Raw genomic sequence first — 21750 nt, forward strand, 5'->3', positions numbered from 1 at the left:
TCATGAGCGTCATGACCGCGAACACCACCGGCGGTGTGACGGTCGGGTATCAACCCGAGCGAACTGTCTACGACGGCGATGTTCTGAAGGCATCGGTAGAGGTGACCCTCGTCGGTCCGCTGCATGCCCGCCTGAGCCTCACCATCGACGATGCCCGCGCACTGGCCACCGCACTACCCGCTGCGCTGGCCGAGCACGACACCACCAGCAAACCGGCCGTCGGTGGAGGTGGAGCGTGACCGGATTCAACTCCGGTGCGGACGTGGTGCGCAGCAACAACGCTGCGCACCACGGTGCGCACGGCAGTGCACACGATGGGGCACAGCAGGTCCCGCAGCGATCGTTGCGGGCGTGGCCGGTGCTGCTGCTGGCGCTTCCGGCGTTCGTCGCGATCTGGTCCGGCTGGGTCGGGCTCGGAGAGCTGACCGGGTTCGGTCCCGTCCACCCGCTGCCCGGAATCGCCGATGGCTTCGAGATCAACACCGCGATCACCCTGCCGATCGGGATGGAAGCGTACGCGTCTTACGCGCTGTCCGTGTGGCTGTCGGGCCGCATCAGTTCAGATCGAACCCGCAGGTACGCGAAGTGGTCGGCATTCGGCAGCCTCATCCTCGGGGCCGTCGGACAGGTCGCCTACCACCTGATGAAGGCAGCGAATGTCACCCATGCACCCGCGCCGGTCACCGTCCTGGTCGCCTGCCTGCCAGTCGCAGTACTCGGCATGGGGGCGGCCCTTGCGCACATGATCAGCCGTGAGCACCACACCGCACCAGTCGTGCGCACCGAGACCGAGCCTGTGCACCGATCCGACCCAGTACGCACCGTCTCGGTGCGCGAGGTCCGCACCGAGACCCGATCCACCACAAGTGGGGTAACCGCTCTGGATGGTCCACTGCCGCCGGCCGAGATCCAGTCGACTGCGATCGAAGCTCCGGCAGATGAGCAATGCATCGAGGTGCTGCACAGCAGCGACAAGTGGGCAGCAGTCGCCGAGCAAATCTGCGAGGCCGACCCCGCCGGTCGCCGAGACCCCGACAAGGTCGCAGCGATCCTGCGACTCCGCAGGGAGGAAGGCTGGTCACACGCCCGCATTGCCCACGAAGTGAACGTCAGTGCATCTACCGTCACTCGCACCTTGACCGCCGCTCAGCCCTACACCGAGCACCATGGGTGATGCGACGGTGACAAATCGAGTTCGGCTGCACGGCAGTCAGTTTCATCGGGAGAAGGGATACTCGATGAACATGATCAGCATGGGGCGAAGCATGCTCGCGCAGGCGCCTCTGGGAGGAAGGGACCAGCAGATGATCGGACCCGGTACGGGGCTTAGACGACGATACTTCTGGGCTTGGTTGATTCTCGGCTGCCTCATGATGGCCGTCGCTGGAGCGGCCAGCACGATCGACTACACCGAAGACACGACGCTCAACTCCGGGATCGCCGCTGGCATCGGCGCAGTCCCCGCCGCCATGGTGTTCCTGCTCAGCCTCGGCATTGCCCGCAACACCCAACTGCCCTGGACCCGTGGAAAGCGCGCGATCTATGTGGCGTCGTCGCTGATGCTGATGGGGCTGGCTTTCGTCATGATGGCCGAACCACTGACCCGCCTCAGCGGCGGCGGCCTCAGCAGCTGGAGCGTTCCCATCCTGATCTACCTGGCCATCATCAACGGCGTAATCGGACTACTCGGCGTACTCGACTAGGCAGCCAACATCCGACCTGACAACCGAATAACACCCCGGCTGAAGGCCCGTAGGCACCCCGCCTACGGGCCTTCAGCTGTCAGCGCCCGGACTGCGCCCGTGCTAGAGCACGAATCTTGATCCGGACCTGATTCGGATTTGATCCGGACCTGATCCGATTTTGATACGACTCCCCGTCCGATCAAAATCGGATCAAATCACACCGAAAACATGGCTTGACCTGGGGTGTTTTGTGCCGTCTCCTGTCTGCCCCGGTCCCTACTCTCTATGGCTTCGCTGTTCATAGAGAGTAGGGACCGGGGCAGACAGGAGACAACACAAAACACAAAGAACAAGAGACAAGAGAGGAAGAGAAAAAGAAACCACAAGGGAGAAGAGAGACCACAAAGGGAGGGTTGGGAGCGGGGTTGCATCAGGCGGGGAAGTTACGTTCAGAGCAGCGCCACCTTCGGTGGCGTGTGAGCGCGTCAGGACGCGCTCAGTGCGGGGAAGCAAGTCAGGTGCGTGAGCGGAGGTTTCAGGCCGGTTGAGTCCATCAAGATGGTGTACGAACTGAACGCCCTTGCAGCGCAAGGGTGTGTCGTAACCGTGAATGGGATGGTCACCGCGTGATCCTTCAGAAGACCTACCAAGTCATGAGAAGGAAGTTTCACGCGATGACCTCTGTCCAGCCTATCGACCCGGGCAAGATGCTGTCCGACCAACTCGCTGTCACCAGCCCTGACCTGCTGCGGAACATGCTCTCGACGTTCATCCAGACACTGATGGGCGCCGAAGCCGACGCTGTGTGCGGTGCCGGCTACGGCGAACGCAGCGAGAATCGGGTCAACCACCGCAACGGCTACCGCCACCGCGACTTCGACACTCGGGTCGGCACGATCGACGTGGCGGTCCCGAAACTGCGCCAGGGCACGTATTTCCCGGACTGGCTGCTCGAACGCCGCAAACGCGCCGAACGGGCCCTGACCTCTGTGGTGGCGACCTGCTATCTGCTCGGTGTGTCCACCCGACGGATGGAGCGCCTTGTCGAATCACTCGGTGTCACAAAGCTTTCCAAATCACAGGTCTCGATCATGGCCGCCGACTTGGACGCGCAGGTCGAGGCGTTCCGCACCCGCCCGCTCGACCAGGGGCCCTACACGTTCGTCGCTGCCGATGCCCTGGTGTTGAAGGTCCGCGAGAACGGCCGCGTGGTCAATGTCCACACCCTGGTCGCGACTGGCGTCAACGCCGATGGCTACCGCGAAATCCTGGGCATCCAGGTCACCAGCGGCGAAGACGGCGCGGGCTGGTTGGCGTTCTTCCGCGACCTGGTCGCCCGCGGCCTGTCCGGGGTCAGCCTCGTCACCAGCGACGCCCACGCCGGACTGGTGGCCGCGATCGGCGCCACCCTTCCCGGCGCCTCCTGGCAGCGCTGCCGCACCCACTACACGGTCAATCTCATGTCGATCACACCGAAGGCATCGTGGCCCTGGGTTCGCACGTTGCTGCATTCAGTCTTCGATCAAGCCGACCCGGAATCGGTTGCCGCACAATATGATCGGATGCTCGACGCCTTGACCGAAAAACTGCCGAAGGTGGCCGGTCACCTCGATGCGGCCCGCGCCGACCTGCTTGCGTTCACCAGCTTCCCCAAACAGATCTGGCGCCAGATCTGGTCGAACAATCCTCAAGAACGGTTGAACAAGGAAATCCGGCGCCGCACCGACGTCGTCGGCATCTTCCCCGACCGCACCGCCATCATCCGTCTCGTCGGGGCCGTCCTGGCCGAACAGCACGACGAATGGATCGAAGGCCGCCGCTACCTCGGACTCGATGTCCTGGCCCGCTCACGTGACACCACCGACCCCACCGAACAGGAGGAGACCACCCCCGCAGCTCTCACCGCCTAATGAAAGCCGGATCACCGGTGACCATCCCCGCTACACCACGCGTTTGGGCTTGACCTTCAGGCCGCGAGGAGCGCATAGGGGCCGTGGTGGAACGCGAGCGGCGGTCGGTGCTGGGGCAGTTAGGGACCACAACAGAGGAGTGAGCTCGGGGTGGATTGATGCGTATGCGTCAAGTCGGAGATGGCGTGCGTTGACGCATACGCATCAACGCGAATTCGGGAGATTGACGCTTGTGCATCAACTTGATTCTTATGCATCAAATTCATGAAAAGTACTGGTAGGCAACAGTTTTCGGGAGTAAAATTGATGCATAAGCATCAAGCCCCGGGGAGGTTCTGCGATGAATGCATTTGCGGGGTCAGTCGTGACCGTCATCGAAGCGGTGTGGGCGAGCATCCGCACCGAGCACGCAGACGTTCCCGACGTGGTCGTGACTATGGCGGCCGGTTCGATCGGCTCACCACGCGGGGTGCGGTTGGGTCACTTCGGCGCGGACCGCTGGGTACGTGGTGAGGAGTGGATGCCAGAACTGTTCGTTGGCGGCGAAGGGTTCGCACTCGGTGCACGAGACGTGCTCGGCACACTGCTTCACGAAGCTGCCCACGGGGTTGCCCGCACACGAGGCATTCAGGACACCAGCCGCGGCGGGGCCTACCACAACGCGAAATATCGGTCCATCGCGAAGGAGCTCGGGTTGGCGATCGCGCGTCAGGCCAACCGTGGATGGTCGGAGACCAGCATCACCGACGCGACCGCGCGCGCGTACCGAGAACAGATCGAAGCATTGGAAGCCGTGCTCATCGCGCACCGGCGTTCCGAGCATGACCCGGGGCCAGGAGGCAAAGCCGGAACCGGAGCCAACGGCGGTGAGGATGGCGAAGGCGAGGAGGAGCGCGCCCCGCGCAGCGGGCGAGCCCTGACGTGTGAATGCAATCCGGTGCGTCGGGTACGGGCGGCCCAGCGCACGATCGACGCCGGGCCGATCCTCTGCGGGGTATGCCAACAGCCGTTCGGCGTCGCAGCGGCGTAAATCGTGCCTATGCATCAAACCGTTTGAGGCATAGACATCAATGGGGACAGCGTCTTTCGCGTCTTTAGAAAATCTATCGACCGTAAAAGTGTCGGTGCCCACCCGTACAGTCAGCGATCGTAGGACCCGGATCAGAATACGCAGGGGCAGGGCGATGGCGGGGAACGGAAACGAAGCATCGGCTGCGGGGCGCCCCGCCCGGCAGATGATGACCGCAGCTCTGACACCGGGCGGTGAGTATGTCGACATCATCGATCCGGCTGTCTTCAACAGCTGGCACCGCCGCAAAGGATTGAGCTGCCTGGGATGTAAGAACGACCTCACTGTCGTCGAACGCGACCAGAGCCGGTTCCTGCGCCACCGACCTGGCACGGTCGCGGCCGGCGGGTCCGAGGCCCACAGCGGTGAAGAAACGTTCCTGCACAATCGGATGAAGCACTGGGTGCGCAATCGACTGCGCCAGATGGGCATGACCGACGCCCAGGTCGAACAATCGGTCGGCAACCAGACCCCGGATGTCTACGGCCACTACCAGGACCGATCATTCGCCGTCGAGGTGCAATGGTCGCCGCTGGCCGAAAAGGCCGCCCGTGAGCGCACAACTGGACTGAGAACCGCTGGCGTCGACCACATCGTCTGGCTGACCCGCCACTGTGACTGGCTGTCGCACATACCGGCGCTCGGTATCGCCGACTTCGACCCACCCGACGACGAATACACCGCGTTTACCGGCTTCTACCGCGCGCACAGCCGCGGGATGCGCGAGTCGCAGCTGTCGGTGAGTTCTTTTCTGCAGCAATGGATCGACAACGAACTCGGCTGGGCTTACATCGACCTCAGCCGTCGAGGATGGGCCACCGTGACTGACTGGGAAGAACGCACCCGACAACAATCCGCCACTATCACCAACCTCAAACGCGACCTTCAAACCCGGGATGACGAGATCGGTCAGCTCAAAGCCGACCTCGGCACCAAGAGCGCCGAAGTCGACAAGGCGACAGCAGATCTCGACAAAGTCATCACGGCCGTGAATCAGCTGAAGGACAAGAATCGACGGCTCTCCACAGCCCTTCACAGCGAAACCGGCGCGGCGCGGACCGCGCGAAAACTCGCCGTCACCCTCGGGAGCATCGCAGCAATCCTGCTGGCGCTGCTGATCATGCTCTGAGCCCCCCGCTTGCGACCGGTCGCGGTGCCGACTGGCATCGCCAAGTTATGCCCCGCTGATCCGGATCAACCAACCTGTTTAGGGGAGAACGTTATGCAACGCAATCAGTTCGGCAGCCTGTGCATCGAATGCAATCGAGGGGTCGGCGCCGACGGAGGATTCATCTACGACCCCGGCGGCCGTAACCGTGTCGTATGCGACGACTGCGTTTACCTGGCCTACGGCCGCCAAAATGGGCTGCTTGCACCAACCCACCGGCCGGAAGACTCGTGAGTCAGCCGCACGGTCGAGTTGATGCCTATGCGTCAAGACGAAACGGGGCGTGTTGGCGCATGCGCATCGTTAGCTTCTGGCAAGGGTGAGGGTTGGGTCCCGTCCCAAGTCCAGGAGTGGTGCAGTAGCCATCGGTCAACATTGATCTCGAATCGGGATCTTCGACAACGCCGAGGTCGTCAGGGGTCGATGGTCCTGCTCCGCAGGTCAGGTGTTATCGGCGGGCCTGCGTACGCTTAGCGCCGTGGTCGATGCTGTCTCGGCTGCACACATTTAGCTGAAGGGAGGGGCGCCGATGCAAGCATGGGCCTTCAAGTCGGTGGGCGATGATCGGGACTGGCACAGCAACGACGGGTACCCCGATGTACCGGGTGTGCAGTACGTCTACACGAACACGGTGGGCAACTGCCGACGCGTGGATGTCGGCGACACAGCTGTGGTGCATGATCGTGCGCTCGTGCATGGTGTTTCAGTCGTGGATGCAATCACGATCGAACACGATGTGCCGGTTCAGATCAAACGATGCCCGGAGTGTGGCAAAGCCTCGGTCGGCCGGCTCAAGCGCAGTCCGACGAAGTTCCGCTGCGACCGCGGCGGCCACAAGTTCGACGATCCAGTCTTGAGCGACGAGACGCGCACCGTCTATACCGCGCATATCGCCAACCACTGGCAGGCCATCGACGGTGCCCTGTCGACAGAACGTCTCATGACAGCGAGGCCGAACAACGATCGGCAAAGCTCGATCCGACCGCTCGACATGGAGCTGCTCGATCGGTTACTCGACAGGGCCGCCGTCGTCCGTCCCACCTTGCTATCCGGACAACCGACCGGCGAGCAGGCCAAAGCATCGAAGCCAATCGCGGGTGGGCACCGGATGGTGACGTCGCGGGCACGCTACGGGCAGGACAAATTTCGGGATGCTGTGCTCCAACGCGACGGGTTGGTGTGTGCGATCACGGGCCGCTGCCATCCCACGGCGTTGGAAGCTGCGCACCTGCGCAAGTTCGCGGACCACGGAAAGCATCTGCCAGAAGAGGGCTTGCCGCTGCGGGCAGATATCCACAAGCTGTTCGATGCGGGGCTGATCGCGATCGATCCGACGACGATGGAAGTGGTCGTGTCGCCTCAGCTCGACGCCTACCCGGCCTACAGCGAGTTGCGCGGAACGCAGGTAAAGGTAGCCGGCATCAGCACGGCGGCACTGACCGACCATTTCAAAGCTGCTGTTTCCAGCTGGGGGTTGACCACGATCGTCGAGGAGTAGGCGGAGTGTCTCATGGGGGGTGGCTCTCGTTACGAGAGTGGGTCGGGTGCAGCCGTGCGGCCGAGACCTGTAAGTCGGTAGCTGCGTTGTGGGACGCGGTTACTGGGTGATCGGTGTCCGATACCGGGGTGAGGTCAGGGACCGCCCGTCGATCAGCCGTGTTCAGCTATGCGCTTACCGACTTACCGACACCGAGATTGCCATCCCCGCCGCCCGATCCCAGGACCCGATCGATTCGTCTTCGAGTTCACGCTCGTGGAGCCAAACGTCATGAGACACCACAGTTTGGGAATCTCGTTGCCCGGCTATGGGGTTCGGCGCCGGTAGGTCGCGGAGGAGACGCCGAGAAGGGTGTAACAGCCGCCGTGCATAACCGACATGTAAGCGATATCACTACGGAGCGAAGGGTACTGAGTTGGCTAAGACCGTCTTCTACAGCTTCCACTACCAGCGAGATGTGCACCGCGTCCAGCTTGTTCGCAACATCGGTGCTCTTGAGGGGCAGCCCCTACTCGGAGCCCAAAAGTGGGAAGAGGTGAAAGCGAAGGGCAACGCCGCCATCGAGGCGTGGATCGACGAGCAAATGAAGTACAAGAAGGCTGTGATCGTGCTGATCGGCCAAGAGACTGCGTCCCGTCCGTGGGTGCAGTACGAGATCAAGAGAGCGTGGGACCTGAAGAGACCACTGCTCGGCGTCCACATTTATGGCCTCTCAAGCATGGGTTCGGTTGACCGCAAGGGTGCTGACCCCTTCCTCAAGGCTGGCATCTCCGGCGTGCCGGTGTTCGACCCGACAGTCCGGAACCTGAACGGGAACATAGACTCCCAAGCAACGTACAAGGTCCTCGAACGTGATCTTGAGGGCTGGTCCAATCAAGGTGTTGTGAGAAGCTGATGAGCAGTCTCGGGTGCCCGTTCTGCGCGGTCGTGGCCGGCGAAGACCTCAGTGTTCGTGAGATCTACCGCGACGACCATACGGTCGCATTCTTTCCGCTGGAACCTGCAACCCACGGGCACACCCTTGTCATCCCGACGAGGCACGTCCCGGATGTCTGGGGACTGTTGGAGACAGAGCTGTCGCCGTTGGCGCGCACGACCATGAAAGTCGCCCAAGCGATCCGGACAGCACTGGCACCCGAGGGGCTCAACATCATCCAGTCCAATGGCCGGGCTGCGACCCAAACGGTGGAACACCTGCACATTCACCTAGTCCCGCGAGGGCACGCGGATCGTATGCCGGAGATCTGGCCCGCGGGGACCGACGAAACAGACCGGACACTGGATCAGGCCGCACTCGATATCGGTGCTGCTCTCACCCGGAGCCACCTGAACGTATCTGCGGAAGACCGCCGGCAGCACCTGGCATTTATCCAGTCGGTTGTGGCACGGATGTCCCAGGCATCCTCGACCGCAAAAGCCTGGCTTCTACCTATCGTGACCGCCGCCTACGGCTTCGCGGTCACGAAGGATGCACCTCTGACTGCCCTGCTGGGCGTGCTGGCTGTCCTGATCTTCGGGGTTCTAGACGCCAACTACCTCAAGCAGGAACGTGCGTTTCGCACTCTGTACGACAGGGTCGCCCGTGGTGGAGACATCCCGGCCTTCTCTATGAACGTATCGCTCGCTGCCACCGAGGCAACCCAAAGTAACTACTGGCCTGACCGCCGAGACCTCTGGTCGTGGGCCGTCGCGCCTGTCTACGGTCCGCTGTTGGTTGCAGGAGTAGCGATCGCAGTCCTGTGCCAATGGGTGTGGTGATCAATGCCCAGTGTTGGTGACGATCTGAGGCGATCTGTCCGCCTCTGGAAACCTAGTTTTCGACAGCAATGTATTTTCACTATTTGCTCGTCAGGCAGCACTATTAATGCTGGTCAGCACACGGTTCGGAGTGTTTGATCTCATAATCCATTGGTCGTGGGTTCGAGCCCCACCCGCCCCACAAAACCCCTGATGAGCAGGGTGGATGGGTGCTGGAGACCTGGCCTGGAACGGCCAGGTCTCCATTTACTCTCCGTTTTCGTCCGGGAGCCGAAACGCGTCGAACCGATCCCGGGCGTCAGGGCCTTGGTGGGTTCGTTCGATGTAGTGCCGTCGGGTGACTGCCTCGGTGTTGCCCAGCTGCGCTGCCGCGACGGCGACGTCGGATTGGCCACCGTCCTCGTCCTCCGACAACTGTGTTCCCACGGTCTTGCGGGCGGCGTGCGGGTTCGTGGGGATGTCGGTGACGCCGATCCGGTTCAGTGCCCGCAGCAGCTGCTTGCGCACGTTGCGCGGGTCGCGCAGTGTGCCACGTGTAGACGGGAACACGAGGTCTTCTGGATCGTTGGGGAGAAGCGTGCGTCGGGCTCGTAGCCGTGTCACCGCCCAGGCGGGCAGTATGAGACGCCGCTTGCCGTTCGGACCTCCCTTGGGATGGGGTTGGATGATCATTCCGCCGCCGCGCAGCCGGACGACAGTGCCCTCGACGAAGACGGTTGGCTTGGCTGCATCGAGGTCGAAGTGCTTCCACTTCAAGGCCATGGCTTCGCCGATGCGGCAGCCGGTGGCGAGTAGGAGGTCTACCAGGTCGGTGATCCCGTTGACGCTGGCGAGTTCGTCGTCGCGCAGGCCGCTGCGGATGCGCTGAACCTCCTCGACCGACCACGCGACTACGGGCTTGTCCTCGACGATGATGGGCGCGAGGAGTTTGACGATGTTTCCGGGACTGGCGCCGTAGCGGCTCGCGATGGTCCACATCCCGGACAGGCAGGTCTTCGCCAGTTTCGCGGTTGGCTTGCTTGCCAACGTTGTCGCCCAAGTCGTTGAGAAAGCCTTCCAACACGGCGGTCGTGCATTCAGCGACTCTGAGTTTCCCGAGCCTGGGCACGATGTAAAGGTCGAGCACCTCGCTATAGCTCCACTGGAGCGTGAACCCGGAACCAGCGCAGCACAGACCGAAGCTACACCACGTCAAAGCGGAGCATCGGCAACCATCACACCCGTAGTTCCTCTCTACCTGCAACGACACCGACGCCGAGACTGAAAATCGCTACAGCACCAACCTTCTGGACGAGGCACTAGCTAGCCGAACAGCTGACGCATGCTTGGTGGTGCGGGTCTAACCGGCGGGTGACTCGTGTGGCGCTAGATCCCAGTCGACACTCGACCTCCGCCACACAGACCCATCATCGCTCACGTAACCTGGGCGGAAGCCAGCCTGGTCGGCACTCCTGCCTCCACCAAGGGCCTGCATCGCCAGACTCGGCGTGTCCGCGATGAACCTCGTCCTCGTTTATTGCTCGGTGAATTCCTTAGTCCAGGACTACAATTCGTGATCACACCCGTCGGACGAGTGGGAGGGGAAATCTTGTCGGGCCTCGCTGCGCCCCCTCCCTTGGTCGACCGTACCGACGAGCTTTCCCAACTACTGGATCACGTACACCTCGCGATACAAGCCAACGAAAGCGCTGTAGTCGTCCTGCGCGGTGAGGCCGGCGTCGGCAAAACCAGCTTGCTGGCGACCTTTGCCCACCGCGCGGTGCAACAGCACGCGGAGGCTGGTCTGTTGTCCGGTTATGGGCAGGCGATGCTGAATTCCCTTGCCTCAGACTCTTTTCAAGCCGTCCGAGAGTGTCTCCGATCTCTGACCTCATCGGCCGAGCGTTCTGGATCGCGGACTCGACTCGACCGGGTCGCATCGTCCTTCCGCCAGCACGCCCCGGACTGGATCGAGTCGGTTCCCGTAGTCGGCCAACTCCTTGCAGCGGGTGTGCGCACCGGGCAAGCCTTTGCCGCATCCGGCCACGATCGGACCGAAATCGACAGCAGACTCGACCAACTCCTACGCCTCATCGAAGACCTGCTCACCGACAGCCCCGTGCTGATGGTCCTCGACGATCTGCATTGGGCCGACACCGCCACCATCGACTTGCTGACCACGATCGCGCTTCGGGTCAAAGGTCCGTTGATCCTAGTCTTGGCCTACCGCCCTGATCAGCTGCACTCGGCCGAACAGACACATCCGTTGCAGCGGGCAGTGTTTCGGCTGTGCCGGTACCGCCCGGAGACCGGGGTGATAGATCTGCCCAGGTTGTCGAACTCGGATACAGAACTGCTTGTGCGCCAGGCCGCGAGCGGCACCGCCGTCGCCCGTGACGTGGTGTCCAGGATTGTCCGCCTGAGTGCGGGCAACCCATTGTTCGCCGAGTCGTTGGTGCGTCTGGGCGATCGGGCGGGCAGGTCAGCACCGCGGCAGATCACGGCGGTCCTGGAAGAGCGGTTGTCGTATCTGACCGGAGCGGATCAGCAACTGCTCGAGATCGCTGCGTTGATCGGGTACAGCTTCGAGGTCGACTACCTCGCACAACTAGCCCGCATGGATATCGACGACGTATACGAGCGTCTGCATCTGCTGTTCACCGAACACGGACTGGTGCGGCCCGCGGAGCCGCGCGCCGACTTCGACCGTTATCTCATCCACCATCCGCTGTTCGCCCAAATCCTGCGCGAGCGTGGGGCTTCCAACGCACCTCGCTGGCGACGACACCACTCCCGCCTGCTGGAGATCCTGGAGGCCGAACCGGACTGGGACGACGAATTACAGGTCCGGGCCGCGGCGGTAGCCGTTGCCGCAGGCAACCGCGCGAAAGCCGGCGCGCTGGCGTTGGCTGCGGCGCGCCGCCAGTTCACCTTGGGCGCAGTGTCCAAGGCTCGTGACCTCGCGCGAATCGCCGTCGAGCAGACACCATCATTCAACGCATACGCATTGCTGGCCGAATGTTTGTCGGCCGAGGGCGATCATGTCGGTGGCACCGAAGCCTGCGCAGCGGCACTCGCCTGCGTCGGGACCGAAACGGTAGCCCCAGCGCTCGAGGCGCACGTGCGGCTGCTGTGGGCCCGCAACCTGCGCATGACATGCCGCTGGGATCAGACCAGCCAGGTGCTCGACGGGCTGATCGCTGCCCATCCCGAACCGAGCGACATCCGGGCGCAGGCGCTGATCCTCAAGGCTGAAGTCGAATTGTGCGGTCCGATACAAGACACATCGTGGTGTATCGAGCTGTGCGATGCGGTCACGGCGATGGGTGCCGACGCGGAAGTGCAGTCGCGAGCATATGGGCATCGCGGACTCGCCCACCTGGCTGCCTACGAGCCCGTGGATGCTGAGCGCTGGCTGACGCTCGCGATCGAGGTGGCTCGGACAACCGGGCACCCATACGCCGAATACGAAGCGCTGCACTGGTTGAGCAAGAAGACTATGGCTTGCCTGGAACTCGACCGCTCCTGGCAGCTGCTCGAAGAGTTGGCCCAGATGTCGCAAACCTCCGGGGTCGCCAGCGAGAATCCGCCACATTTGCGTGATTCCAGCCGCGTCCTCGGCCTGCAGCACCGGCTCACCGAATCCGCCGAAGCATTCGCCCGTTACCTCGATGTCAGCCTGCCTTCGGCACTCGGTCGGGTCGCAACCACACTGGCCTGCCAGATCCGCGAACTCGAAGACCTGTACGGGCCAATCGCTGGAGAGCGTCTGCTCATCGAACTCCGCAACGCGTGCCGTGAGGATCTTATCGCCGCCGACCGATGCAACCGACTCGCCGACTACCTGCGCGCACTCGGTCACCGGGCTCGCGAGTGGGACCCCGTCGCATTCGCCGTCACGGAGTTCGGCGTCGCACAAGACGATGCGCAGGCCGCAGACGCGATCTTCCGGTTCGATGTGCCCAGCCTGTCCCAACTACGCACCGCGGTCCGAAGCAACGGAGCCGGGTCGTGAAATCTGCCGCGTATGAGGAATTCGCTCTCGCGCCCGGCCTGATCCAGCTCAACCATGCCTCCTACGGCCTCACCTCACGACAGGTGATGATCGAAGCCGAACGCATCCGCGGGCACATCGAATCCGACCCGACCCGCCACCTCGGCACCGAACTCACCGAACGCCTCACCGCCCAAACCACTCTCACGGCAACAACATTCGGCATCGATCCGGACCGAACAACGTTGTGCACCAATGCCACATCCGGCGCGGCTGCGATCATCGAGTCGCTTCCACTGGCGGGCGACGACACGGTCGTCGTGCTCGACACCGAATACTCCTCTATCCAGCGAGCTTGGGAGCTCGCGTGCGCCAAGACCGGTGCACGCCTGATCATCATTTCGGTGTCGCTGCCATTCCACGGTCCGCAGCAGTTACTGGACGAGCTCGAGGCTCGCGTCCCGGACTCGGTGACGTATCTGCAGATGAGCCTGATCTCCTCATCGGCGGCCATCCGGCTACCCGTAGCCGACATCTCACAGTGGGTGCGACGCCGCGGCGGCCAACTGATTCTCGACGCGGCCCACGGTCCCGGCCACATCCCCATGGCCCCGACGGAATGGGGCGTCACAGCGATGTTCGGCACCCTCCACAAATGGCTACCCACACTGCGACCCGTCGGATTTCTTTGGCTCGCACCGGAACTCACGGCCCAAGTCCGGCCCGCCGAAGTATCCTTGACATGGGACTCTCCTGACCTGATCGAACGATTCTCGTGGCCGGGAACGTTCGATCCCGTCCCACGCCTATGCCTCGACACCGCAATAGCGCAGTGGAACCGATGGCGCGGCGGCGACCAATTCTCCTACTGTGAGAAGGTCGCTGACAACGCATCCGATGCCATCACCGGCCTCGGCGCACGACCGACCGCGACCACCGAATACCTGCCACCACGGATGCGATCGTTCATCCTCGACGGTGTGACCGTGGCCGAGGTCAAAGCAGCCCTGCACCCAGCCGACGTGCGAACATGGGTCGGTCCCGGTCCAGCAGGTGAATGCCTGCTGCGGATATCCACCCACATCTACAACGACCAGCACGACATCGAAACCCTCACCACCCGGATTCAGGAGGTACTCGCCCGATGATCGTGCCCGCCATTCCCAACCGGCTCGAGAAGGCGATCATCTTCCTGCGCGGCGAGCAGGACGGACGATCCTGGCTCGATGCGCTGCCTGCGCGCATCGCCAACTACGCCCGGCAATGGGATCTGGCCCTCGACAGCATCGCTGACAGCGGAGCCATGTCCTGCTGCGTCTACTGCACAGCTCCTAACGGCACGCCAGCGGTGCTGAAGATTCCCGTCGACCAAGAATCCGGACACACCGAGATGGCGCTCCTCGAACGCTGGGCCGCAGCAAACTCCGCACCAGCAGTCCTGCAGCGCGCCAGCACATCCGGAGTGTTCCTGATGACTCGCATCATCCCCGGCGCCATCGCCTGGCCCGACAATGACGGCACCGACTCAACCCAATTCGGTGAGCTACTCACCCAGCTGAATCAACCCCACCTGCCGGAACCACCCGAGCTGAAAGACCTCGCCGACATCGCGCACATGCGCATGGACTGGGCCCGTGAACGATTCGCCGACCCCCAATACGCCGAAGCGATGAAGCGATTCGGCGCCACAACGCATCTCGCACACGCCGAGAACGTACTGGACGCACTGCTGCGCACAAGCTCGGCCCGGCACGTGCTCCACGCAGACCTGCAAGCCAAGAACATCCTTCAAGGCCCCAGCACCTGGTACGCCATCGACCCCCTCGGCGCTGTCGGTGACATCAACGCCGAAGCAGCCCTGTGGATTGCGATCCAGAACGGCCCTACCTCCATCTCGGAACGACTGGATCACCTGAACAGTCACCCGCTACTGGACCACGTCCGTTTGTGCGCGTGGACATTCGTTTTCGCTGTCGCCGAATATCGCCCCTATCTACCGGCCCCTGCCGAACGGATAGAGATCTTCATCGAGAACGTCGATCCTATGCGGATCCTCGACGAAGTCGGGACCGTTTGAACTTGGGGGGTTCAAGCTGGACAGCTCCACCGTTGACTGGGGCGTATGGGTACGTTCAAAGCTGATCTGGAGGAGCTGGGAAGACTGCCCCCAGCCTGCGTCGAGGGCCTGGACTGGCTGACAGAGGTCGACACCACCATCGGCGCATGGTGCCCAGATGCCGGCTAGGACAACGGCCAACCCGACACCGTGCGCAGACTCAACCTGCTTGCCACGACGTCCTAGCCCCAGCAGGACACGCCGATGCTCGAGGAGTGGATCACCGATCTGCAACGGCGGGCAGCCAGCGGCAGGCGTTGCTCGAGCCCGCGCACCGCTGGGAACTCGTCGCCGCCTGCCCGGCCTGCGGAGTCCGCACCGTCCATCGGCCCGACGCCAGCGGTGAACTCGTCCGCCAAGCGGCCCTTCAGGTCACCGTGGACGGCTGCATCTGCCAAGCCTGCCGCACCACCTGGGCACCCACCCACTACCACCTCCTTGCCGCAGCGTTGGGGTGTGAACTTCCCCAAAGAGCAATTCGGGCTGGTCGCGGTTCTTCGAGTACATGGCCGACTCGCCCGGCCGCGTCTACACGATCGCCGCGATGATGGCCCTGCGCAAGGGTTTCCACGACACCAGATCCTGGTTCTCTCATGAGATCACCGTCCGCGACGGCGCACGCTATGTGATCGGTGAGAACGGGCACTGGTTCCTCGGCGACCGCATAGGCGCCACCGCACCCGGCGACGACACCTACACCATCCGCGTCGACCGCGTCCGCGAACTCACCCTCGCCTGGGACCGCGACCAATTCCCCGAATGGCGGCCTGTGATCGGCGACCCCACCAGCAACAAGGACCGCGGCCAACGCACCCTGGACATGGTCTCGGACCTCGTCTCCGGTGTGCACGAACTGGGGGTCCTCGCATGAGCTCGGACGGACAGTTCCCCACCCGCGACAACTGCGACCTCACCGACCCCGAAGAAGCCTTCCTCTGGATGCTCGTCGGCCTGCCCGGATTGAAGGGCGCGCCACCGCTGCTGCCGATCCAGCATCTGCGGCAGGTCTCGCGCCGGTTGTGGGATTGCGGTGCACGCCCGGTAAAAGACCCGGTCATCAAATACCGGCCCCCGCGCGCCGGCGATCCTCACTGGCTGGTCTCACCGGGGACGTGGGCTGATATCGATGAGCCAGACCCCGAGGATGTGTTCGACGTGCGGGAGTTCGTCGCCTCGCTGCCATTGCGCCAGCGCCAGCAGCTCGCCGCCGCACTCGGTCTCACAGGCACAGTGCCCGATGAGGAACCCGCTCCGATGCTGCCGGTGACGATTCGACCCGCGAATGATTCACAGGCTCAACGACATTGAAACCGACCTTGAACAACGCCGCCAACGGGCACACGAGGAAGGGTGGCTCGGTGAGATCGAAGGCATCGACCTCACCCTGACCTTCCTTCGCCACAAACGCGACGACGCCAGCCGGCTGTCCAACCGCACCACAGCACTCGGGACACCAGAAGTCCCGACCCGTTGAGGGTTGACCGCGGTGTGGGCCAAAATCGTCGCCGCCACGGACGCGGACCGCGCACCCGATGCAAGGCCCATGGCCGGTTCGGTCAGCGCGGTATGCGGCAGTAGCGGATGGTGACGCGCCTGGCTCAGATGCTCGTCGGCCGAGGGTTGGTCGGAATGAGAATGTCCTCGCTCGCGGTGAAATCATTGCCGCGCAACCGGACACCTCGCCTCGAATTGCTGGCGTGATCACCGCCATCGATATCCCAGCACAAGCCATCGTGTATGAAGGTGGAGCCCTCACGGGTGATCGATTCGACCAACGGCAGTGAGTTTGTGGAGTGAAGATGCGTGCACTGGTGATGACCGCCCCCGGCGGCGCGGAAAACTCTGAGATCCGCGAGGTGGACACGCCTCGACCGGCTGCGGGCGAGGTCAGCATCGACGTCGCCTGCGCGGGACTGAACTTCATGGACGTGATGGCCCGCCGCGGCGATGCGGGCTACGCGTCGTCCTGGCCATACCGCCCGGGGCTGGAAATCGCCGGCACCGTACGCGAACTGGGCGCCGGGGTCACCGATCTCACCGTTGGTGACCGGGTCGCCGCGGTTGCGCTCGGCGGTGGTGGATTCGCCGAAGTCACCACAGCCCGAGCCGAACTCACCGTCCCGGTGCCAGCCGCGGTCCCGTTGCAGCTGGCCGCCGCCGCCCCCCTCGGCCTGGCCACCGCGTTACTGCTTCTCACCGAAGCCGGACGTTTCACCCCCGGTGACACAGTGCTGGTCCACTCCGCCGCTGGTGGCATCGGTAGCGCGGTGGCACAGTTGGTGCCGCTACTCGGTGGTGGCCGTCTCCTGGGCACCGTCAGCCGCGCGGGCCGGCCAGTGCCTGGCTACGACACCGTCTTTGTCCGTGGCAGCGACCTGGCCGAGCAGATCCGCGCGTCGAACGACGGCCGCGGCGTCGACCTCGTGCTCGACCCGCTCGGCACCGACGCCCTGGACCTGGATCTCGCGGTCACCGGCCCTACCGGCCGAATCGTGTTGTTCGGCAATGCCGGGGGCGGCGCACCCGCTTCCCTGCCGCCCTTCGGCCGTTTGCTGGGCGGCAATCTGACCCTCACCGGCTTCAGTCATCGTAGTCTCGTGACCGGCGCACCGGAGAAGGTCGCCGCCGCTACCCGCCGTGTGCTCGATTACCTCGCCGAGGGCGAACTCTCGCTCCCGGTCACCGAACTGCCCTCACTGGACGACGTCACTGGCGCACACGACCTGCTGGCATCGGGTCACGGGGCGGGCAAGTACGTCGCCCGCATCAAGTAGCGACGCCCGCTGCCTGCATTCGGCAGAAGCGCGTGTCCACCTGGGATGCGCGCTTCTCGGCATGAGAGTGCGTCGCTAACCGTGCCGAGCTGGCGCAGCGTGCGGCCGTTCTATGGTGAGCGCTGCGGCCGATTCGGTTGAGCTGCTTGCCAAGTGCAGTGAAGAAGTCCGCGCCCACGCATGCAATAGACCCGGCGCATTTCCTGCCAGCTCCAAGCCGCCATTCTTCACGCGCAACGGCACACTGCTGGCATTGAACACGGCGTCCGGCATCGAGATCAGCCGTCCTAAGTCGACGACAACGCGCATCGGCGGGTCCACCACGCGATACGAGGGTGGGTCGAACTCATCCTGCCACTCATCGAACATAGATTCGAATAGTAGACCGTGTGATCTGTCCCGGGTCGTGCGCTGACGCTGCACTTCGATCAACCTTGGCAACCAGCGAACGGAGGCAAATGTCCTATGGAGACGGTCACGACGATCGCTCGCGCCGCCGCGCCCACCATCCCTGCGGTGAGGGCTTTCGCGCCATCTATTCCGGTCCTTGGTATGGCTGCCTGTCGGGTTCCAGCCTGTCACCCGATCGTGCAGCAGTCCCGTCGTGCGCAATACTGGGATTGAACCTGGGCCGCCCTGGAACGCATCAAGATCGCGATGTGTACCGATTGACAGCAATGTATTTTACTATTTTGCATACCGCTGACCGGTGTATTGCCTGGTCAGGACAGTGTTTGTAGTGTTTGCTCTCCGAGCCCCACCCGCCCCACACCCGCTGACCAGCGGGTTTTTGTGTTTCTGCCGGGCGAATCGGCGGACCGAGGAACCGCCGGATTCCGAGTCCGTTCGCGGGGCACTGATGGGACTGTGTGTGAGAATCGACGACTCACGATGGTGGCGAGCTGACCTCCGCCCACTCGGTCGGTGAGTAAGCCTGTACCGCTACAGCGCAAACATCTCCATCGCAGATGTACTCCGCCAGCGCTGTCTGCACCGCCAGCTGGCGTTGCACGCGGCTCATGCCAGCGAACACCTCGCCGACTGCAATCACAACGAACTGGTTGGGAGTGCCCGAGACCTGCACTTCCTGGAGTGACAACCTGGTTCGAAGCTTCGCTTCGAACTCGCTGAGACATAGACCGTGGTCGGGCCACTGGGATTCGCTGGTGCTCACCGTCTATACGCCCTTCGGGCCTCTGCCGTCACGGATCTTGGCGACGTACTCGCGGGTGAATCCGCTATCGCGGGCGATGGCGGACGGGCCGACGAGCCGGAATGTGAATACTGTTCGCGAACATAATTCATGTTAAGGGGTCTGGCGTGACGCTACAGCGCGTCCTCCGGCCAGCCTGACGGAGCCCAAGTCCTTACCGCCTAAGGTCTGAACTCGGTCCGCCCATCAGGGGCAGTTGAGTGGAGGGATTCGAAGAATGAAGTTCGAGAAAATCACTGCTGCCGTTTTTATGGCCATCTCGGCCGTGGGTATCAGTGCGGCAACCGCCCATGCAGAGCTGGCCGTAACGGAGCAGCCGACTGCGGTGAGTGCGGGGGACACGACTTCCGGTGTGGATCACGGAATCAACTACCAGATCACCGTTTCGCCAGTCGACAGGGTCATTGTCTCCACCGTCGAGAATGGCAAGTTCGAGATCGCGCAGAACGGTGCGGTGGTGCTCGAGTCCAGCGACGGAGCGGCGGTGACACCGACCCCGACGGCAGAAGATATTGCGCAACTGAACGACATCAGCTCCTACGACCGGCTCAAGGAGCAGATCAACAAGAACCTGCCTGGCGTCGTCGGCGGTGCCCTCGTGGGCGGCATCCTCGGGGCGTGTATGCCCCTGATATGGGGGATCAGCATCCCCGTGGGGGCGCTGATCGGTGGAACCATCGGCGGATACGTCGTGGGCGGCCCCGAGTTCCTCGACGCCGTACAGGCGTTCGCCGCCGGCCAGCCGTGATCATGGGCAGGTGAAATAGCGGCCAACTGGTCAGGGGTTGCGGAGTATCTGCGAGAAATCGGGGTTCCGGTAGTAATCGCCGAGAATCCAACGAAGTTCGGCATATCTACTGGTAGGGGTGATGATCTATCGGCAGCGCCTCTTTGGACCCGGCGTCACGACCGATAGCAACCTCAGCTGCGGTTGCTCCGATATCCGCCCGATTTTCGGAGAGTACTACGGCGAGGTTGATAGCGGTACATCTCGACGGCGCGCAGACCGGAGGCTGACCTACGGCAACCGTCGAACGGAGAACTTCCCTGTTGGTGCTGGCGCCAGCAGGGAGTTCTCCGTTTGGGGTCCTGGCGACAAGTAACTCGACGAAGTCACACTCCTCTGATCGCAGTAATCGAATCGTCAAGTGCGGAAGTCCGCCAGGCTCGCTTCCGAACTGGCTTCAGTCGTGAAATCCGGCGTCAGTTGGTCGCGAATTCGGGCATCGGGTCGGGCCGCCCGGCGACCCGATTCTGATCGCGAAATTCGGCACCACCCCGGCAGGTGTGTCGCCGGAGGTGGTGTCGAATCGGTGCGTCCAACGTAGGAAACCGAATGCGGGTGGGCACCGGGGATGGTCAGGCGCACAAGGCTCGGGTGGAAGGAACGACGTCACCGATCCAGCGGCGGAGCTGGGTTTCGTCGGCAGATTCCGGCCAGTACACGAAGGTGTCGAAGCCGGTTTCCATGGCGAGATCAACCAGAATGTGGGCCCAGCCCGCGGCGTCGGTGCGAATCGGTTCCTCGCCGCGCAGTGTGACCGGCCCCGGAGTGTCGGTGATCGTTCCGACGAGTTGTGCCATCCGGGTGATGTCGGCCGGGTTACGTCCCGCGTCGATCGCGGCGGTAGAGATGATGTCCTGTGTCGCTTGCCATTTCTCGTACGGTAAATAGTGCGGGATGGGCGCGGCCCACCCGTCGGCGATACGCCCGGTGAGGGCGTTGGCCTTCGGGCCGACGCTGCCGAACCAGATTCCGACCGGGTGCGCGGGCGCGGGTCCGGACTGCACGCCCTTCACGGTGTAGTGCGTGCCTTCGACTTTCGCCTTCGTCCCCGGCCGCCACATGGCCCGGATGATCGCGGTGGCCTCCTCGAGCGCCTGCAGCGCTTCGGGATTCGACCGCACTGGGCCGCCCATGGCGCCGATCGCGGGCCAGAACGCGCCCGCTCCCATAGCGAGTTCGAATCGCCCGCCGCTGAGCAGATCCAAGGTCGCACTCTGCTTCCCGAGCATCGCGGGCCCGCGCAACGGCAGGCTGGCCACATCCGGAAACACCCGCAGCCTTTCGGTTTCCGCCAGCACCGTGGCGATCACCGCGAACGTATCGGCCAGCCCGCCCGAGTACGGATGATCCTGGATGCCGAGCAGGTCCAGGCCTTCCCGGTCCGCCACCCTGGCCATCGCGCGTAGCTGCGGCAGCTCGGTCGCCGTCGGCGCCAACTGAATACCGAATCGTAGGTTCACACCGCGATCATGCCAGCCGCGTCAGCGCGCCTTCAGCCAGTCCGCGACCGTCTCGATGACCTCGGGGTCGACGTGTCCTGATCCTTGCGAGAGGGACGGCGTACGGCACCGCGGGCGCGGCCAGCTTGTGTCAGAAGGCGGTGTTCCTTGACGGTCCAGTGGTTCGATCCGGCCGCCTGTTCGAAGCAGTGTGCTCGGTGGACGTCGTCGACGCCGCGCCTCGAGAGGTTCAGGTGGAGTTGGTTCGAGCGCTGGAATAAGGATCGTGTCAGGTATGGTCTTTCCGAATTGAACGGACTAGCGGCACGGATCACGATGCCATGATCCGTGCGGTGTCGT

Annotated in this window: 22 protein-coding genes; 17 read left to right on the forward strand and 5 right to left on the reverse strand. The window is 63.3% G+C overall.

What is annotated here, in order from left to right; all coding sequences use genetic code 11:
• Positions 1–2 precede the first annotated feature (2 nt).
• From OHA42_RS14545 to OHA42_RS14585, 9 genes are all read left to right on the forward strand, one after another.
• Positions 3–239: a hypothetical protein gene (locus tag OHA42_RS14545; protein WP_406237527.1), complete on the forward strand. Its 237-nt coding sequence runs from the start codon at positions 3–5 to the stop codon at positions 237–239.
• Positions 236–1174: a hypothetical protein gene (locus OHA42_RS14550; RefSeq protein WP_406237529.1), complete on the forward strand. Its 939-nt coding sequence runs from the start codon at positions 236–238 to the stop codon at positions 1172–1174. The genes OHA42_RS14545 and OHA42_RS14550 overlap by 4 nt, the downstream gene beginning before the upstream one ends.
• 64 nt (positions 1175–1238) lie before the next feature.
• Positions 1239–1703 carry a hypothetical protein gene (locus OHA42_RS14555; RefSeq protein WP_406237531.1) on the forward strand — a complete coding sequence of 155 codons (465 nt, stop codon included), beginning with the start codon at positions 1239–1241 and terminating at the stop codon, positions 1701–1703.
• A gap of 656 nt (positions 1704–2359) precedes the next feature.
• Positions 2360–3595 (forward strand): IS256 family transposase, encoded by a 1236-nt coding sequence (locus OHA42_RS14560; protein ID WP_406230349.1) that lies wholly within the window; start codon positions 2360–2362, stop codon positions 3593–3595.
• 340 nt (positions 3596–3935) lie between these two features.
• Entirely contained in the window at positions 3936–4625 is a 690-nt protein-coding gene (locus OHA42_RS14565; RefSeq protein ID WP_406237533.1) for a hypothetical protein, read from the forward strand.
• A 154-nt stretch (positions 4626–4779) separates the two neighbouring features.
• Positions 4780–5793 carry a hypothetical protein gene (locus OHA42_RS14570; protein WP_406237534.1) on the forward strand — a complete coding sequence of 338 codons (1014 nt, stop codon included), beginning with the start codon at positions 4780–4782 and terminating at the stop codon, positions 5791–5793.
• Between the two features lie 646 nt (positions 5794–6439).
• Positions 6440–7330: an HNH endonuclease gene (locus OHA42_RS14575; RefSeq protein WP_406237535.1), complete on the forward strand. Its 891-nt coding sequence runs from the start codon at positions 6440–6442 to the stop codon at positions 7328–7330.
• A gap of 415 nt (positions 7331–7745) precedes the next feature.
• Entirely contained in the window at positions 7746–8225 is a 480-nt protein-coding gene (locus tag OHA42_RS14580) for a TIR domain-containing protein (RefSeq protein WP_406237536.1), read from the forward strand.
• A complete protein-coding gene (locus OHA42_RS14585) occupies positions 8225–9088 on the forward strand; it encodes an HIT family protein (RefSeq protein WP_406237538.1) in 864 nt (287 codons plus the stop codon). Before OHA42_RS14580 ends, OHA42_RS14585 begins: the two co-directional genes overlap by 1 nt.
• Before the next feature lie 246 nt (positions 9089–9334).
• Here OHA42_RS14585 and xerC read toward each other — a convergent pair whose 3' ends face one another.
• Entirely contained in the window at positions 9335–10114 is a 780-nt protein-coding gene (xerC, locus tag OHA42_RS14590) for a tyrosine recombinase XerC (protein WP_406237539.1), read from the reverse strand.
• A gap of 547 nt (positions 10115–10661) precedes the next feature.
• On the opposite strand from xerC, the gene OHA42_RS14595 reads away from it, so the two are divergent.
• Genes OHA42_RS14595 through OHA42_RS14610 form a run of 4 tightly spaced genes read left to right on the forward strand, consistent with a single transcriptional unit; the run spans position 10662 to position 15306 of the window.
• Entirely contained in the window at positions 10662–13082 is a 2421-nt protein-coding gene (locus tag OHA42_RS14595) for an ATP-binding protein (protein ID WP_406239363.1), read from the forward strand.
• On the forward strand, positions 13079–14209 hold the full coding sequence (locus tag OHA42_RS14600; protein ID WP_406237541.1) for an aminotransferase class V-fold PLP-dependent enzyme: 1131 nt from the start codon (positions 13079–13081) through the stop codon (positions 14207–14209). The genes OHA42_RS14595 and OHA42_RS14600 overlap by 4 nt, the downstream gene beginning before the upstream one ends.
• The gene (locus OHA42_RS14605; protein WP_406237542.1) at positions 14206–15138 is read left to right on the forward strand and encodes an aminoglycoside phosphotransferase family protein; all 933 of its coding nucleotides are present in this window, start codon (positions 14206–14208) and stop codon (positions 15136–15138) included. The genes OHA42_RS14600 and OHA42_RS14605 overlap by 4 nt, the downstream gene beginning before the upstream one ends.
• 45 nt (positions 15139–15183) lie before the next feature.
• Positions 15184–15306: a hypothetical protein gene (locus OHA42_RS14610; RefSeq protein ID WP_406237543.1), complete on the forward strand. Its 123-nt coding sequence runs from the start codon at positions 15184–15186 to the stop codon at positions 15304–15306.
• Positions 15307–15359: 53 nt separating this feature from the next.
• Here the strand turns inward: OHA42_RS14610 and OHA42_RS14615 are convergent, their stop codons facing one another.
• Positions 15360–15575: a hypothetical protein gene (locus OHA42_RS14615; RefSeq protein ID WP_406237544.1), complete on the reverse strand. Its 216-nt coding sequence runs from the start codon at positions 15573–15575 to the stop codon at positions 15360–15362.
• Positions 15576–15682: 107 nt separating this feature from the next.
• Between OHA42_RS14615 and OHA42_RS14620 the strand changes: the two genes are divergently transcribed.
• The 3 genes from OHA42_RS14620 (at position 15683) to OHA42_RS14630 (ending at position 17951) form a co-directional block, all read left to right on the forward strand.
• Positions 15683–16048, forward strand: coding sequence for a hypothetical protein (locus OHA42_RS14620; RefSeq protein ID WP_406237545.1), 366 nt, complete (start codon positions 15683–15685; stop codon positions 16046–16048).
• A complete protein-coding gene (locus tag OHA42_RS14625; protein WP_406237546.1) occupies positions 16045–16485 on the forward strand; it encodes a DUF2744 domain-containing protein in 441 nt (146 codons plus the stop codon). The genes OHA42_RS14620 and OHA42_RS14625 overlap by 4 nt, the downstream gene beginning before the upstream one ends.
• A gap of 491 nt (positions 16486–16976) precedes the next feature.
• Positions 16977–17951, forward strand: coding sequence for a zinc-binding alcohol dehydrogenase family protein (locus OHA42_RS14630; RefSeq protein ID WP_406237547.1), 975 nt, complete (start codon positions 16977–16979; stop codon positions 17949–17951).
• 75 nt (positions 17952–18026) lie between these two features.
• Here OHA42_RS14630 and OHA42_RS14635 read toward each other — a convergent pair whose 3' ends face one another.
• Positions 18027–18320: a hypothetical protein gene (locus OHA42_RS14635; RefSeq protein ID WP_406237548.1), complete on the reverse strand. Its 294-nt coding sequence runs from the start codon at positions 18318–18320 to the stop codon at positions 18027–18029.
• A gap of 517 nt (positions 18321–18837) precedes the next feature.
• Positions 18838–18972: a hypothetical protein gene (locus tag OHA42_RS14640; RefSeq protein WP_406239365.1), complete on the reverse strand. Its 135-nt coding sequence runs from the start codon at positions 18970–18972 to the stop codon at positions 18838–18840.
• Positions 18973–19381: 409 nt separating this feature from the next.
• Here OHA42_RS14640 and OHA42_RS14645 point away from each other — a divergent pair, with 409 nt between their 5' ends.
• Complete coding sequence (locus OHA42_RS14645) at positions 19382–19912, forward strand: hypothetical protein (protein ID WP_406237549.1); 531 nt, start codon at positions 19382–19384, stop codon at positions 19910–19912.
• 611 nt (positions 19913–20523) lie between these two features.
• On the opposite strand, the gene OHA42_RS14650 is transcribed toward OHA42_RS14645, so the two are convergent.
• On the reverse strand, positions 20524–21411 hold the full coding sequence (locus tag OHA42_RS14650) for an LLM class flavin-dependent oxidoreductase (RefSeq protein ID WP_406237550.1): 888 nt from the start codon (positions 21409–21411) through the stop codon (positions 20524–20526).
• Positions 21412–21750: the final 339 nt, after the last annotated feature.

The organism is Nocardia sp. NBC_01009 (assembly GCF_045208035.1).
GTDB lineage: Bacteria > Actinomycetota > Actinomycetes > Mycobacteriales > Mycobacteriaceae > Nocardia.